Here is a 14325-nt window from a genome sequence, read left to right on the forward strand (position 1 = left end):
AGCTGGCCGCTCTTCCCCGCCCGGCTTCTCGCCTGGCGAGGCTACGCATTTGGAAAGTGATGAAGGCCATGTTCGCAGTCGTGCGCACGGGCGGCAAGCAGTATCGCGTCGCCGCCGGAGACAAGATCGTCGTCGAGAAGATCGACGGCGACGCCGGTTCGTCCGTGACGCTGGGCGATGTCCTGCTCGCCGGCGAAGGGTCCGAGCTGAAGGCCGTCGCCGGTCTGACCGTGGCGGCCGAGATCGTCGCGCAGGCGAAGGGCGAAAAGGTCATCGTCTTCAAGAAGCGTCGCCGTCACAACTATCGCCGCCGCAACGGTCATCGCCAGAACCACACGATCCTCAAGATCGTGTCGGTCGGCTGATCAGCTGCGCGAACAAGGAGTAATCGCAAATGGCACATAAGAAAGCAGGCGGTTCGTCGCGCAACGGTCGTGATTCGGCCGGCCGTCGTCTCGGCGTGAAGAAGTTCGGCGGGCAGGAATGCATCGCCGGCAACATCCTCGTGCGTCAGCGCGGGACCAAATTCTATCCGGGCGCCAATGTCGGCATCGGCACCGACCACACGCTGTTCGCGCTGGTCGATGGTCGCGTGGCGTTCTCGAAGGGCAAACTCGGCCGCAGCTTCTGCTCGGTCGAGATTATGGCCGAGGCTGCCGAATAACATCGGGTAACCAACCGGGTTGCCCACCAGGGCGACCCGGTAGCCATGCCGACAGGCAAGGCCAACCGAACAAGGGAGACGGGTCGCCCCGGCTCCCTTTTTCTTGCTCCCTCCCCTGCCCGTGTCGCGGTCTCGTCATGTTGGCGTGGCAGCGCGCGCGCAACGCGACGAGGAGTAGGAAGACATGTTCGCGCGGACGGAGAGACTGTTGCTGCGCCCCGCCTGGCCGGAGGACGCCGCCGCACTGGCGGCGGCGCTGAACGATGCGCGGGTCTCGCACGCCTTGGAGCGTGTGCCTCATCCCTACACGCTGGCCGACGCGCGCGCCTGGGTGGAGGCACCGCGCCCTGCTGACGAAGCCAGCTTCCTCATCGACTCGCTGGAACATGGGGCACCCATTCTGATCGGCGGTATCGCGATCATCGGTGGACCGGTCGACCCGCGCATCGGCTATTGGCTGTCGCGGAACCATTGGGGACGCGGCTACGCGACCGAGGCAGGCCGGGCGATCATCGACATGGCGCGCCACGCGCTCCCGATCACCCGACTGTCGGCCCGCCATTTCGCCGACAATCCGGCGTCCGGCCGCGTTCTCCGCAAGCTCGGCTTCCGTCCCACGGGCGACGCCGGCCAGACCCACTCCGCAGCCCGCGGCGAAAGCACGGCGGCGGTGGGTTATACGCTGGATCTGGACGACGACCGATCGCCCCTGCCGATCGCGGCCTGACGAGAGACCGCCGATCGGGTCGCGCTAGACTGAACTGCGATCAGGTCTCGTCAACAGCATCGTCACCCCGGACTTGATCCGGGGTCCCGCTTGTCCCGCGTCCAGCGGGATCCCGGATCAAGTCCGGGATGACGACTGTATAAAGCTGATCGACAGCAACTCTAGGTCCCCGCCCGGCGAACGAGGCGATCGGCCGTTACTGGGTGTGATCCATCAGGCTGAACCACTCACAGCGACCACCCCGGCGACGGCGGGACCTCTACAAAACTCTTTCGTCATCCCGGCGCACGCCGGGACCCATCTGTCCGCGAGCGTCGAAGCCGTCGATGTTCCGTGTTCATGGGTCCCGGCTTCCATCGGGATGACGAAGAAAATCAAATGTGGAGGACTTTCGCAGACGTCTCGCGAAGGCCGGGGTTCAGCGAGCGGCGGCAGAGAGGCGCGTTGCGCGTCGTCGGGTCGGCCATTCTGGCCGGAACTCGGCCTTGACCGAGCGGGTCCGTGCTCCTGCGCACGCAGGAGCCCAGGGTCACGGGCGACCACCCTGCCTGGCCCGGACTTCGGCATTCGCCGCAACACGGCGGATGGGCGTGCGATCATAGGGACCTTTCGCAGGGAGCTGGCACCCCCTGCGATCCCGCCCCGCCACCATCCGGAACGGCCAAACTGTCCTACACCACCCCCGACCGGTAATAGATGATCGCATCCGCCCCGCACCGATCATCCCCGCCGGCGCACCTTCCCACCGCACCTTCGCCAGGTTACGACAGCTTCACTGTCGCAACTTACCCGTCCCGGCACAACCTCTGGCAATTTCTCCGTGTGCTCGTCCAAGTACCGGCAAGAAAACAATTAAACGCCCACCGGACACTCGCAACATTCGCCACGTCCAACGCCCGCAACCCGAAACTTCCTCAACATTCGCGCGCTCAGGCGGCCAGCGGCGCCACCTTCCGCGCACCGGGCAGAAGCGCATCCTCATACTCGCTCTCCGCCAGTGCGATCAGCGCCCGGTCGTCATGCTGCCACGGATGGAAGCCGGGCAGGAAATAGCTGAGCCACACGCCCGCGACCTTGCGCGCCATGCCGGGCCGGCCGAACGCGTACCAGGCCAGCTTCGCCCAGACCCGCGGCCCCGTCAGCCCGTCCTGCCGCAACAGTTCCAGCATGCCCTTGCGCCGGCCCTGATAGAATTTCCACGTCGTGATCAACATCACCAGCGACTTCACCTTCCAACGCCGCAAGCGCGACCAGTCGCGCGTCGCGTGCAGCCAAGTGTCGTACGCCACGCCCTTGTGCTCGATCTCCTCGGCGGCGTGCCACTGCCACAGGCCGGCCGCCTGCGGCTCACCGCCGGCCAGGTGGCGCGGGTTGGCGATCAGCTCGTGCGCGATCATCGCGGTGAAGTGTTCCAGCGCCATCGTCGCGGCCAGGTTGCCGATCGGGTGGCGTCCCTTGGTCAGCGCCAGCGCCTCGTCGACGTGCCGCTCCAGCAGGGTCACGTCGTAACCCTGGTCGACGACGTGGCGGTTGAACGCGACATGCTCGCGGCTGTGGATCACCTCCTGCTTTACGAACGCACTGATCTCGCCGTGCAGCTTGGGCGGCGTACCTTCGCGGAATGCCTTCACGCTCTCGCAGAAATACGCCTCGCCCTTGGGAAAGGTGATCGACAGCGCGTTGTAAAAGGCGGTCGCGATCGGATCGTCGTTCAGCCAGTACCGCTTCAGCTGCTGGCCGCGCCCGAAGCGTACGTCGCGCGGGGTGATCGTCAGATCGGCGGGAGTGGTTGCCTTCGCCATGAAATCCTCCAAGGTCGCCGGAGCAGCGGCCGCTTATTGACAGCCGTGTAAGTAAGGCACCCCGTTTCCCATGTCAACGCGCCGCCGCCTTGCTCCCGAAGAATCGCGCACCGCCGCGCTCGATGCCGCACGCGCGCTGCTGATCGAGGCGGGGCCACAGGGGGTGACGCTGAAGGCGGTGGCAGCACGGATCGGGCGCACCCATGCCAATCTGCTCCATCATTTCGGCTCCGCCGCCGGGCTCCAGCGGGCATTGGCGGAGCGGATGGCGGCCGATATCACCGCGACGATCGGCGAGGCGGTGCTGGCCGCGCGCGCCGGCACCCGCGATCCGCGCGCGATCGTCGATCTCACCTTCGACGCCTTCGACCGCGAGGGGGCGGGGGCGCTCGCCAGCTGGATGATCCTGACCGGCAACCACGACGCGCTCGATCCCATCCTCCAGGCGATCCACCGGCTGGTCGACCAGCTCGCCGCCGGCACCGGGCTGGGCCAGCGGCCGATCGCGGAGGAGACGTTGCAGCTGGTGCTGCTGGCGCTGGGCGACGCGCTGCTCGGCGCGCCGATGGCGCGCGCGCTCGGCCTGTCGCGGACCCGGGCGCGCGAACTGGCCCTCGCCGGCCTGCTCGGTGCCCATCCGGGTGACGGGGACGCCGTCAGCGGCTAAGGGGCGGCGATGCATTTCCTCGACCAGGCAAAGATCTTCGTCCGCTCCGGCACCGGTGGCCCCGGCGCCGTCAGCTTCCGGCGCGAGAAGTTCATCGAATATGGCGGCCCCGACGGCGGCAACGGCGGCAAGGGCGGCGACATCGTGTTCGAGGCCGTGGCCGGGCTGAACACGCTGATCGACTTCCGCTACACCCAGCATTTCCGCGCCCCCCGCGGCCATGGCGGATCGGGCAGCAACCGCACCGGCGGCGGCGGCGACGACCTGCTCATCAAGGTCCCCGTCGGCACCCAGATCCTGTCGGAGGACAAGGAGGACGTGCTCCTCGACTTCACCCGCGTCGGCCAGCGCGAGGTATTCCTGCGCGGCGGCGATGGCGGGCGCGGCAATGCCAGCTACAAGACCTCGACCAACCGCACGCCGCGCCAGCACGGCACCGGCTGGCCGTGCGAGGAGGCGTGGGTGTGGCTGCGGCTGAAGCTGCTCGCCGATGCCGGGCTGGTCGGCCTGCCCAATGCCGGCAAGTCGACCTTCATCAACGCCGTCACCAACGCCCAGGCGAAGGTCGGCGAATATGCCTTCACCACCACCCGTCCGCAGCTGGGCGTCGTTCGGCACAAGCAGCGCGAGTTCGTCGTCGCCGACATCCCCGGCCTGATCGAGGGTGCGGCGGACGGCGCCGGCATCGGCGACCGCTTCCTCGGCCATATCGAGCGATGCCGGGTGCTGCTGCACCTCGTCGACGCCAATGACGACGATGTCGCCGAAAGCTACCGCATCGTCCGCGACGAGCTGGAGGCGTACGGCGCGGGCCTGATCGACAAGCCGCACATCGTCGCGCTCAACAAGATCGACATGCTGGACGACGAACTGATCGAGGCTTTGTCGGCCGAGCTTGCAGAGGCGTCCGGCGCCGACGTGATCCCGATCTCGGGCGCGAGCGGGACCGGGGTCGACTGGGTGCTGGATCGCCTGATCGAGGCGATCCCCGACAGCGGCACCGCCGCCGTCGAGCCCGACGACGAGGGGGAGGACGAGGTGGAATGGTCGCCGCTGTAGACCGGGCACGGAACGGCGACGATGGCTGACACGCCGGCGATGCAGCTGTTCCCGCCGGCCACCTGCCCGCGCCTGATCGTCAAGGTCGGCTCCGCCTTGCTCGTCGATGCCGGTGGCGCCGTCCGGCGCGAGTGGCTGGCGACGCTGGTCGGCGATGTTGCCGCGCGCGTCGCTGCAGGCCAGCAGGTCGCGATCGTCTCGTCGGGCGCGATCGCGCTCGGTGCGCGCCGCCTCGGCCTGGCGAAGGGCGGCCGCGCCAGCCTTGAGGACGCGCAGGCCGCCGCTGCGACAGGACAGATCGTGCTGGCCCAGTCGTGGGCGGAACTGCTCGGCGCGCATGGCCTGTCGGCGGCGCAGATGCTCGTGACGCTGGGCGATCTGGAGGACCGGCGCCGCTATCTGAACGCCGCCGCCACGCTCGCCCGGCTGCTGTCGCTCGGAACCGTGCCGATCATCAACGAAAACGACAGCGTCGCGACCGAGGAGATCCGCTTCGGCGACAACGACCGCCTCGCCGCCCGCGTCGGACAGGCGGCGGCGGCCAGCGGGGTGATCCTGCTGTCCGATGTCGACGGGCTCTACGACGCGAACCCGACGAGCAATCCCGGTGCCCGCCACATCCCCCGTGTCGACCGGATCGACGCGGTGGCGGCGATGGCGGATGCCGGCTCAGCGTCGGGCATGGGATCGGGGGGCATGGTATCGAAGATCGCCGCCGCCCGCATCGCGACCGGCGCCGGCATCCCGCTCGCGATCGCCAGCGGCCGGGTCGATGCGCCGCTGTCGGGCGAACGGCCGCACACGCTGTTCGTCGCCGAGCGCACCGCGACCGCCCGCAAGGCATGGTTGTCCGGCGGACTGACGGCAGCCGGCACGATCCGGGTCGATGCCGGCGCCGCGGCAGCGCTGGTCGGCGGGGGCAGCCTGCTGGCGGCGGGGGCGACTGCGGTGGAGGGCGACTTCGCCCGCGGCGATCTGGTCGCGGTGCACGGACCGGCGGGGCCGGTCGCGCGCGGCCTGGCCGAATACGACGCCGCCGACGCGCGCCGCCTGCTCGGCCGCCGGAGCGAGGAACATGCGGCGATCCTCGGCTATGCACCCCGCGCCGCGCTCATCCACCGCAGCCACCTGGCGCTGACATGATGCTGGCGATCACCGGCGGCACCGGCTTCGTGGGCGGCGCGCTGATCCGGCACGCGGCGGCGGCCGGTCACCGGATCAGGGCATTGGCCCGCCGCCCGCAGCCGCCGACCGAGCAGGTCGAGTGGGTGGCCGGCGCGCTCGACGACGCCGCGGCCCTAGACCGGCTCGTCGCTGGGGCGGAGGCGGTGGTGCACGTCGCCGGCGTGGTCAACGCGCCCGACCGGGTCGGCTTCGTCGCCGGCAATGTGGAGGGTACACGCGCGATCCTGCGCGCCGCCCAGGGCGTGGAGCGGTTCGTCCACGTCTCCTCGCTTGCCGCGCGGGAGCCGGCGCTCTCCAACTATGGCTGGTCGAAAGCGGAGGCGGAGCGGCTGGTGGAAGCATCGGCACTGCCATGGACGATCGTCCGCCCGCCCGGCATCTACGGCCCCGGCGACCTCGACCAGCTCGACCTCTTCAGACTGGCCAGGCGCGGCCTCGCGTTCCTGCCCCCGCCGGGCCGGCTGTCCCTGATCGCGGTGGACGATCTGGCACGCCTGCTGCTCCGGCTGGCGATCCACGATGCGCCGCGGACGATCTACGAGGTCGATGACGGCGGCGACGGCTGGACCCATGACGGCTATGCCCGCGCGATCGGCGCAGCGGTCGGCCAGCGCGTGCTGCCGATGCACCTGCCCCGCGCACTGCTGTCGCTGATCGCATGGGGCGACCGGCGTCTTCGCAGCGACCGGGCCAGGTTGACCGCAGACCGCGTCAGCTATTTCTGCCATCCCGATTGGACGGTGGACCCTGCCAAGCGACCGCCGGCGGCGCTGTGGCAACCGTCCATCCCGACGCCACGGGGATTAGCCGACACGGCCAACTGGTATCGCGCCAATGGGCTGTTGTAGCATGGACGGCCTGTTATAGCCGCAAGCCTGCCGCATTTTCCCGCCAAGGAATTCCGATGAGTGACCGCCAAGCCATCTTCGACACCGTCGCCGGCCAGATCGAGCCCTTCAACAAGAAGGGCGTGGCCCTGACCGACGCGACCACTTTCCAGGGCGATCTGGAATGGGACAGCCTGACGGTCATGGATTTCGTCGCGGCGATCGAGGACGAGTTCGACATCGTCATCACGATGAACATGCAGGCGGAAATCGAGACGATCGGCCAGCTGGTCGATGCCGTCGCCAAGCTGAAGGACGACTGAGCCCGACATGACCGAAACCGGCCTGCAGGCGGAAACCCTCCCTGCCTCTCCCGCCAGTGCCGCCCCGGCGCGCGACCTGATGTCGAAGTTCGACGGCCTGATCGCCGAGCGGCAGGCGCTGATGGACAGCGGCGTGATCGATCCGTTCGCGATCGTGATGGAAGAGGTGCGCAGTCCGACCGAGGCGGTCATCAAGGGCCGCGAGACGATCCTGCTCGGCACCTACAACTATATGGGAATGACGTTCGACCCCGACGTGATCGCCGCCGGCAAGGCCGCGCTCGACCGGTTCGGGTCGGGCACCAACGGCAGCAGGATGCTGAACGGTACCTTCCGCGACCATATGGAGGCGGAACAGGCGCTGCGCGACTTCTATGGCATGTCGGGTGCGATCGTCTTCTCGACCGGGTACATGGCCAATCTGGGCATGATCTCGACCTTGGCGGCAAAGGGTGAGTACGTCATCCTCGACGCCGACAGCCACGCGTCGATCTATGACGGTTGCCAGCAGGGCAATGCCGAAATCGTTCGCTTCCGCCACAATTCGGTCGACGATCTCGACCGCCGGCTCGGGCGCCTGCCGAAGGAACCCGCCAAGCTGGTGGTGCTCGAGGGCGTCTATTCGATGCTGGGCGATGTCGCCCCGCTGAAGGAGATGGTCGCGGTCGCCAGGAAGCACGGCGCGATGGTGCTGTCGGACGAGGCGCATTCGATGGGCTTCTACGGCCCCAACGGCCGCGGCGTGTACGAGGCACAGGGGTTGGAGGACGAGGTCGACTTCGTCGTCGGCACCTTCTCCAAATCGGTCGGGACGGTCGGCGGCTTCTGCGTGTCGAACCATCCCAAGTTCGAGGCGATCCGCCTCGCCTGCCGACCGTACATCTTCACCGCCAGCCTGCCGCCCTCGGTCGTCGCGACCGCCGCGGCATCGATCCGCAAGCTGATGACCGCGCGCGAAAAGCGGGCGCGGCTTTGGGAGAATGCCCGCACGCTCCACGGCGGGCTGAAGGCGCTCGGCTTCAAACTCGGCACCGAGCATTGCGACAGCGCGATCGTCGCCGTGATCCTCGACGATCAGGAACAGGCGGTCGCGATGTGGCAGTCGCTGCTGGAGAACGGGCTGTACGTCAACGTCGCCCGCCCCCCCGCGACTCCGGCGGGCACCTTCCTGCTGCGCTGCTCGATCTGCGCCGAACACACGCCGGGGCAGATCGCCGCGGTGCTCGACAAGTTCGCCGCTGCCGGGCGGTTGACCCGCGCAATCGCCTGATCGTGACGGTGGAGGCACGACTTTCCTCGGCCACGTCAATGGTCTAGGACGGTCGTGTGGAGCGAGAAGGCGACACGAACGCGCCGGGGGGCGCCGCACGGTGGCAGACGGTATCGCTGGTGGCGATGGCGCTGCTGGCAGGGCTCGTGCTGATCGCGTTGATCGTGACGCTGCGTGGCAGCAATCGCGAGCGGGACCACGCGCTGGAACTGCAGCGCCACAGCTACGACGTGATGATCCTGGCGCGTTCGCTGGCCGGCACGATCGCCCGATCGGAAGCGTCGCTCGGCCGCTACGTCATCTCCGGCGACAAGGCGATGGGGCAGCTCTACTTCGACGACTGGCGACTCGCCTCGTCGCAGATCGACCGGCTGGACCAGCTGACCAGCGACAATGCGGCGCAGGACCCCGCGATCGAGCGGCTGCGCGCGGCCTATCGCACCCGGGGCGAGGATCTGTCGACCACGGCCCTTTCGACCACCTATGGCCGCAATTCGCAGGCATGGGCCCGGTATTATCAGTCCAGCAAGGCCCGCGCGCTGCTCGCGATCAACAGCGAACTGGACGAGATCATCTCGCGCGAGCGGCGCCTGCTGGAAAGCCGGGTGCAGACCGCGGCGGCGTCGGTCGCGAGATCGACGCGGATCGCCAGCGTGCTCGGCGTGTTCGGCCTGCTATTGGTGCTGGGCGCCATCGTGCTCGGCTGGCTGAGCGTGCGCGCGGTCAACGAGCGGGTGCTGGCCCGGGCGGATGCCGACGCGGCCCGCGATCAGGCGCAGGCGCTGGCGACGGCCGTCGAGGAGGCGACGAGCGAGCTGCGCGCGCGTGAGGCGACGTTGCGCCAAGTCCAGAAGATGGAGGCGGTGGGCCAGCTGACCGGCGGCATCGCGCACGACTTCAACAACATGCTGGCCGTCGTGCTGGGCGGGCTGGAGCTCGCGCGGCGGCATGTGACGCAGGATCCGGTGACGGCGCAGCGCCACCTGGACAATGCGACCGAGGGTGCGAACCGCGCCGCCGCGCTGACCCGGCGGCTGCTGGCGTTCAGTCGCGAAGAGACGCTGAAGCCGGAGCCGATCGCCGCGGCGGAGCTGATCACCGGGATGTCGGAGCTGCTCGACCGTACGCTGGGCGATGGCATCGTGCTGGACGTTCGCAACGACGCGGCGGGATGGCGCGTGCGGGCCGACCGGGTGCAGCTGGAAAACGTGGTGCTGAACCTGGCGGTCAATGCGCGCGACGCATTGGGCGGACGTGGGACGATCCGGGTGCTGACAGCGACGCGCACCCTGGCCGAAGGGCAGATCGGACAGTGTTCCGCGGGCGATTACGTGATGCTGGCCGTGGCCGACGACGGCTGCGGCATGACGCCCGAGGTCGCCGAGCGGGTGTTCGAGCCGTTCTACACCACCAAGGAGGCGGGCAAGGGAACCGGTTTGGGGCTGAGCCAGATCTTTGCGTTCGTGCGCGGGCAGGCCGGCGAGATCACCATCGACACCGCACCCGATCGGGGCACGACGGTGACGCTCTACCTGCCCCGTGACACCGCGCCGGCGGTGCCCGTGCCCGCGACCGAGGCGCCCTTCGCCGATGATCGGGGCGCCGCCGGTCTGGACATCCTGGTCGTCGAGGACGATCCGCGCGTGCTGTCGGCGACGGTCGGCGCGCTGGAAGAACTGGGCCACCGGGCGATCGGCTGCGACGATCCGTACGCGGCCCCTGCCCTGCTGGCGAACCATCCCGAGGTGAACCTGCTGGTGTCCGACGTGCTGATGCCGCGCCAGACCGGGCCGGAGATGGTCGCCGGGCTGCGCGAGCATTTCCCGCACGTCGCGGTGCTGTTCGTGACGGGCTATGCCGGGGAGAACAGCGCCGCCGATCTGGGCGCTTACCATGTGCTGCGCAAGCCGTTCACCCTGACGCGGCTGGAGCGATCGATCGTCGAGACGATGCGGGAGCACAAGCCGGCGCCGCAACGGCTGGCGGCGGAGTAGCAGCGGCTCGCTTTTTACCGCTAGCGCCGTGCGGGCGTGCCCATTACCGCTGCGGCCATGAAATCCATCGACCGCTATATGGCGCGGCTGATCGCTTTGCCGCTGTTCGCGACATTGGTCATCGCGGCGATGCTGCTCGTGCTGGATCGCATGCTGCGGCTGTTCGACTTCGTTGCGACGCAGGGCGGACCGATCAGCGTGGTGTGGCGGATGCTGGCCAACCTGCTGCCCGAGTATCTGGGGCTGGGCATTCCGATCGGCCTGATGCTCGGCATCCTGCTGGCGTTCCGCCGGCTGGCGACGTCGTCGGAGCTGGACGTGCTGAGCGGCGTCGGCATGAGCTACAACCGGCTGCTGCGGGTTCCGTACATGTTCGCGATCGGGCTGGCGCTGGTCAACATCGCCATCGTCGGCTTCGTCCAGCCGCAGGCGCGCTATTACTACGAGCAGCTGCGCTTCGAGCTGCGCACCGGCGCGCTGGGCGCGTCGGTGAAGGTCGGCGAGTTCACCCATATGGGCAGCCGCATGACCATGCGGATCGAGCAGAGCCGCGACAGCGGGCGCGACCTGTCGGGCATCTTCGTCCATGTCCAGACGCCCAAGAACGACTGGATCGGCGTGACCGCCGAGCATGGCCGGTTCATGGCGACCGACGATCCCAACGTCATCAATTTCCGCCTGACCAACGGCATACTGGTCCATGACAAGCCCGGCTTCCGCACGCCGAGGGTGCTGGGCTTCACGTCGCACGACCTGCCGATCGACCTGCCCAAGTTCGAGAACTTCCGCCAGCGCGGTGGTCGCAACCTAGAGTTCACGCTGCCCGAGCTGGCCAAGCTGGGCCGCGACGGGGCGATGAGCGAGCAGCAGCGCGACAGCAGCCGGGCCGAGTTCCATTTCCGCCTGGCGGAGGTCGCGTCGATGTTCCTGCTGCCGCTGCTGGCGGTGGCGCTGGGCGTGCCGCAGAAGCGGTCGACCTCTGCCCTGGGCGTGTTCCTGGCGATCGTGATGATCGTCACCTACCACAAGGTGAACGAGTATGCGCAGAGCGTGGGCGAGCTTGGCAAGGTCGACCCGGCGATCGCATTGTGGGTGCCGTTCGCGATCTTCGCGGCGCTGGTGATCCGGATGTACTACGTCATCGCCTATGTCCCCGGCGGGCAGCCGATCGGCGGGCTGGAACGCGGGTTCGCCAAGCTGGCGAAGGCGATCGGCCGCCGCATGCCCGGGCGGCGTCGGACGGAGGCCACGGCGTGAAGGGCATGAGCTTCTTTCCGTCGCGCACCGTCGCGATCTACACGGCGCGGCTGTTCCTGGTCAGGACCTTCGCCATCCTGTTCGCGCTGGTGCTGGTGCTGCAGGCGCTGGACCTGCTGAGCGAGAGCGGCAACATCCTGGCGGTGAAGGGCAACGGGCAGGGACAGATCTGGACCTATGTCAGCCTGCGCACGCCGCAGATCATCGCACGGTTCCTGCCCTTCTCGGTCCTGCTGGGCACCATCCTGACCCTGATCACGATGAACCAGAACAGCGAGGTCATCGCGCTGAAGGCCGCCGGACTGTCGGCGCATCAGGTGCTGGCGCCGCTGATCGTCGCAAGCCTGGGGGTGGCGGCGCTGTCGTTCGCGTTCAACGAGCGGATCGTGGCACGGGCGACGGCGACACTGACCCAGTGGCAGCGGGTCGACTACGGGCCGATGCCGATCGACCGGGGCGACCGGAGCAACGTGTGGGTACGCGACGGCGACGACCTGATCCAGGTCGACCAGATCAGCGGCCGCGGCAACGGCGCCCGGCTGGGCGGGGTGACGCTGTACGACCGTGCCGGTGGCAACCTGCAGTCGATCGTCCGGGCGCAACATGGCGAGCGCAAGGACGACGGCTGGCTGATCGGCCCCGTCACCACCCGGTTCGACGTGGCCAGCGGCAAGCTGATGCGGCTGGGATCGGTGGTGGTGGCGCGCGGCGTGCGGCCCGACCAGTTCACGCTGGCCGCGGTCGATCCCGACGGGCTGCCGTTCGACCAGCTGGAAGCGGCGATCGACGACCTGTCCGAATCGGGGCGGCCGACCAAGGCGCTGGAGGGTGCGTTGTGGCACAAGCTGTCGGGGCCGCTGTCGTCGGTGCTGATGCCGCTGCTGGGCGCCGTCGCGGCGTTCGGCATCGCGCGATCGGGCAAGCTGTTCGTCCGGGCGGTGATCGGCATGGCGCTGGGCTTCGCCTATTTCGTTGCGGACAATTTCGCGCTCGCGATGGGAAATCTGGGAGCTTATCCCCCGTTTCTCGCGGCCTGGGCACCGTTCCTGCTGTTCTTCCTGATCGGTGAGGCGGTGCTGTTCCGGACCGAGGAATAAGGCGGAAGGTAAGGCTAAGGTAAGGCCTGGATCATGTCGGCGCGGGCGGTGACGGATGGGCGTCGAGGCTGGAAGGTAAGGCTAAGGTAAGGCGTAAATCGAGTTTCCCGGCTGTTCAGCGTGGTGCGCTATCGGTGGAGGAAGCAGCGCAGGCGCCCGGCCGAGACCTCGCTTCTTCCTCTCTGGCGACGATGGTGAAAAGGGCGGGATCCCGGACCATGTCCGGGATGACGGACAGATGGTGTCTGGTGAGGACATTCCGAAATTACGTCGATCCGTCCATGTAGGACAGCGGTCAGCGGCGGAGCATGGTGCTGCGAGCGATGCGGCCGACGAGCACCGGCAAGCCCGAATAGCTGGCCTTGTGATAGGGCGAATCCCCTTCCAGCAAGGCGGTGAGGCGGCGATGCGCCTCCCCCAGCGCATGATAGGGGACGCTGGGGATCAGGTGGTGCAGCGCATGGTAGCGCAGGCCGACCGGTGCCCAGAGGCCGGGCAGCAGCGACGGCGGCGGCACGTTGACCGTGTCGAGATATTGCGCCGTGACGCTCATCGGCTCGCCTTCGTTCTCCCAGAGATGCGCAACGAGGGTGCGGACCTGGTTGAGGACCGCGACGGCCGACGCGATGCCGAGGATCAGGAGGAACGCACGCAGCGGCAGTACCCCGGTCGCGGCAAGGGCCACGAGGGCGATCGCCCAGATGCTTGCGGCGGTCTCGATCCGGTTCCAGAGCGTCCTGGCATCACCCTCCGGCATGCGGCGGCGGAATTGCGGATTGATGGCGAGGGCCGAGTAACGCTCGACCACGGTCCTGCGCAGCCGCGGCGACAGCAGCGACAGCGGCGACAGCACCGCGAAGCGGAACAGCAGCGCGACCGGCGCGAGCGCCGACACGACGATGAATACCGGCAGGGTCCACGGCTTCATCAGCGCGAGCGGCAGATATTCGGGATCCTCGACGGTGCCGTAGCGGGTCTTGGCATGGTGGAGGTTGTGAACGCCCTCGTACATGAAGGACGGGATCAGCATCGGCACGCCGACCACCGCGTTCCAGCCGGCGCGGAAGTGCGGCAGGCTGGCATGCTTCATATGGCTGACTTCGTGGATGAAGCTCATCGCGCGATAGAGGCCGAGCACCGCGACGATCGCCGCGATTATCGTCACCGCAGTGGACGTCGCCATCGTCGCCACAACGAGCGCGCCGTAACCGAGCACCGCCGAGCCGAGCAGATCGGCCCAGTAGATGGCCGGGTTCGGCCGCGACAGATCGCGCGTCAGATCGGCGGCGGCGCGCAGCATCGCCCGGTCATCGGCGATCTGCGACAGCGAAGGCCGCGCCGCGGTGGCGCGATCGAGAGTGATCGTGCTGGTCATGACGGTATCCATTGCCCCAAGATAGTGGCGACAGCGTGGCTTTTACAGCAGCGGCAAATGACGGAATCCTCACTCGCC

At 68.2% G+C, this 14325-nt stretch carries 14 protein-coding genes; 12 read left to right on the forward strand and 2 right to left on the reverse strand.

Features of this window, described 5'->3' with window-relative positions; genetic code table 11:
• Positions 1-68 precede the first annotated feature (68 nt).
• The 3 genes from rplU (at position 69) to ABC319_RS06030 (ending at position 1391) form a co-directional block, all read left to right on the forward strand.
• Complete coding sequence (rplU, locus tag ABC319_RS06020) at positions 69-365, forward strand: 50S ribosomal protein L21 (RefSeq protein WP_305171370.1); 297 nt, start codon at positions 69-71, stop codon at positions 363-365.
• Between the two features lie 29 nt (positions 366-394).
• On the forward strand, positions 395-664 hold the full coding sequence (rpmA, locus tag ABC319_RS06025) for a 50S ribosomal protein L27 (protein WP_413069352.1): 270 nt from the start codon (positions 395-397) through the stop codon (positions 662-664).
• 184 nt (positions 665-848) lie between these two features.
• Positions 849-1391, forward strand: coding sequence for a GNAT family N-acetyltransferase (locus ABC319_RS06030; RefSeq protein ID WP_413069353.1), 543 nt, complete (start codon positions 849-851; stop codon positions 1389-1391).
• A gap of 929 nt (positions 1392-2320) precedes the next feature.
• On the opposite strand, the gene ABC319_RS06035 is transcribed toward ABC319_RS06030, so the two are convergent.
• Positions 2321-3193 (reverse strand): metal-dependent hydrolase, encoded by an 873-nt coding sequence (locus tag ABC319_RS06035; protein ID WP_413069354.1) that lies wholly within the window; start codon positions 3191-3193, stop codon positions 2321-2323.
• Between the two features lie 70 nt (positions 3194-3263).
• Here ABC319_RS06035 and ABC319_RS06040 point away from each other — a divergent pair, with 70 nt between their 5' ends.
• From ABC319_RS06040 to lptG, 9 genes are all read left to right on the forward strand, one after another.
• Positions 3264-3860, forward strand: coding sequence for a TetR/AcrR family transcriptional regulator (locus ABC319_RS06040; RefSeq protein WP_413069355.1), 597 nt, complete (start codon positions 3264-3266; stop codon positions 3858-3860).
• Positions 3861-3869: 9 nt separating this feature from the next.
• Positions 3870-4919 carry a GTPase ObgE gene (gene obgE, locus ABC319_RS06045; protein ID WP_413069356.1) on the forward strand — a complete coding sequence of 350 codons (1050 nt, stop codon included), beginning with the start codon at positions 3870-3872 and terminating at the stop codon, positions 4917-4919.
• Positions 4920-4958: 39 nt separating this feature from the next.
• The gene (gene proB / locus ABC319_RS06050) at positions 4959-6062 is read left to right on the forward strand and encodes a glutamate 5-kinase (RefSeq protein ID WP_413071626.1); all 1104 of its coding nucleotides are present in this window, start codon (positions 4959-4961) and stop codon (positions 6060-6062) included.
• Positions 6059-6952, forward strand: coding sequence for an NAD-dependent epimerase/dehydratase family protein (locus ABC319_RS06055; protein ID WP_413069357.1), 894 nt, complete (start codon positions 6059-6061; stop codon positions 6950-6952). Before proB ends, ABC319_RS06055 begins: the two co-directional genes overlap by 4 nt.
• A 56-nt stretch (positions 6953-7008) precedes the next feature.
• Positions 7009-7254 carry an acyl carrier protein gene (locus ABC319_RS06060; RefSeq protein ID WP_413069358.1) on the forward strand — a complete coding sequence of 82 codons (246 nt, stop codon included), beginning with the start codon at positions 7009-7011 and terminating at the stop codon, positions 7252-7254.
• Between the two features lie 7 nt (positions 7255-7261).
• Positions 7262-8524, forward strand: a complete 1263-nt coding sequence (gene spt / locus ABC319_RS06065; RefSeq protein ID WP_413069359.1) for a serine palmitoyltransferase — start codon at positions 7262-7264, stop codon at positions 8522-8524.
• 125 nt (positions 8525-8649) lie between these two features.
• A complete protein-coding gene (locus ABC319_RS06070; RefSeq protein ID WP_413071627.1) occupies positions 8650-10518 on the forward strand; it encodes an ATP-binding protein in 1869 nt (622 codons plus the stop codon).
• Between the two features lie 57 nt (positions 10519-10575).
• A complete protein-coding gene (gene lptF / locus ABC319_RS06075) occupies positions 10576-11775 on the forward strand; it encodes an LPS export ABC transporter permease LptF (RefSeq protein WP_413069360.1) in 1200 nt (399 codons plus the stop codon).
• A 5-nt stretch (positions 11776-11780) separates the two neighbouring features.
• Positions 11781-12872, forward strand: a complete 1092-nt coding sequence (gene lptG, locus ABC319_RS06080; RefSeq protein ID WP_413071628.1) for an LPS export ABC transporter permease LptG — start codon at positions 11781-11783, stop codon at positions 12870-12872.
• 295 nt (positions 12873-13167) lie between these two features.
• Here the strand turns inward: lptG and ABC319_RS06085 are convergent, their stop codons facing one another.
• Positions 13168-14247 carry a fatty acid desaturase family protein gene (locus ABC319_RS06085; RefSeq protein WP_413069361.1) on the reverse strand — a complete coding sequence of 360 codons (1080 nt, stop codon included), beginning with the start codon at positions 14245-14247 and terminating at the stop codon, positions 13168-13170.
• Between the last annotated feature and the right edge of the window lie 78 nt (positions 14248-14325).

Origin of the sequence: Sphingomonas phoenicis (assembly GCF_047238005.1) — a bacterium.
Taxonomy (GTDB): Bacteria; Pseudomonadota; Alphaproteobacteria; order Sphingomonadales; family Sphingomonadaceae; genus Sphingomonas.

Bases quoted from the DNA above. Each gene is read 5' to 3' on its own strand.
- rplU (WP_305171370.1), top strand. From the start codon at position 69: ATGTTCGCAGTCGTGCGCACGGGCGGCAAGCAGTATCGCGTCGCCGCC.
- rpmA (WP_413069352.1), top strand. From the start codon at position 395: ATGGCACATAAGAAAGCAGGCGGTTCGTCGCGCAACGGTCGTGATTCG.
- ABC319_RS06030 (WP_413069353.1), top strand. From the start codon at position 849: ATGTTCGCGCGGACGGAGAGACTGTTGCTGCGCCCCGCCTGGCCGGAG.
- ABC319_RS06035 (WP_413069354.1), bottom strand. From the start codon at position 3,193: ATGGCGAAGGCAACCACTCCCGCCGATCTGACGATCACCCCGCGCGAC.
- ABC319_RS06040 (WP_413069355.1), top strand. From the start codon at position 3,264: ATGTCAACGCGCCGCCGCCTTGCTCCCGAAGAATCGCGCACCGCCGCG.
- obgE (WP_413069356.1), top strand. From the start codon at position 3,870: ATGCATTTCCTCGACCAGGCAAAGATCTTCGTCCGCTCCGGCACCGGT.
- proB (WP_413071626.1), top strand. From the start codon at position 4,959: ATGCAGCTGTTCCCGCCGGCCACCTGCCCGCGCCTGATCGTCAAGGTC.
- ABC319_RS06055 (WP_413069357.1), top strand. From the start codon at position 6,059: ATGATGCTGGCGATCACCGGCGGCACCGGCTTCGTGGGCGGCGCGCTG.
- ABC319_RS06060 (WP_413069358.1), top strand. From the start codon at position 7,009: ATGAGTGACCGCCAAGCCATCTTCGACACCGTCGCCGGCCAGATCGAG.
- spt (WP_413069359.1), top strand. From the start codon at position 7,262: ATGACCGAAACCGGCCTGCAGGCGGAAACCCTCCCTGCCTCTCCCGCC.
- ABC319_RS06070 (WP_413071627.1), top strand. From the start codon at position 8,650: ATGGCGCTGCTGGCAGGGCTCGTGCTGATCGCGTTGATCGTGACGCTG.
- lptF (WP_413069360.1), top strand. From the start codon at position 10,576: ATGAAATCCATCGACCGCTATATGGCGCGGCTGATCGCTTTGCCGCTG.
- lptG (WP_413071628.1), top strand. From the start codon at position 11,781: ATGAGCTTCTTTCCGTCGCGCACCGTCGCGATCTACACGGCGCGGCTG.
- ABC319_RS06085 (WP_413069361.1), bottom strand. From the start codon at position 14,247: ATGACCAGCACGATCACTCTCGATCGCGCCACCGCGGCGCGGCCTTCG.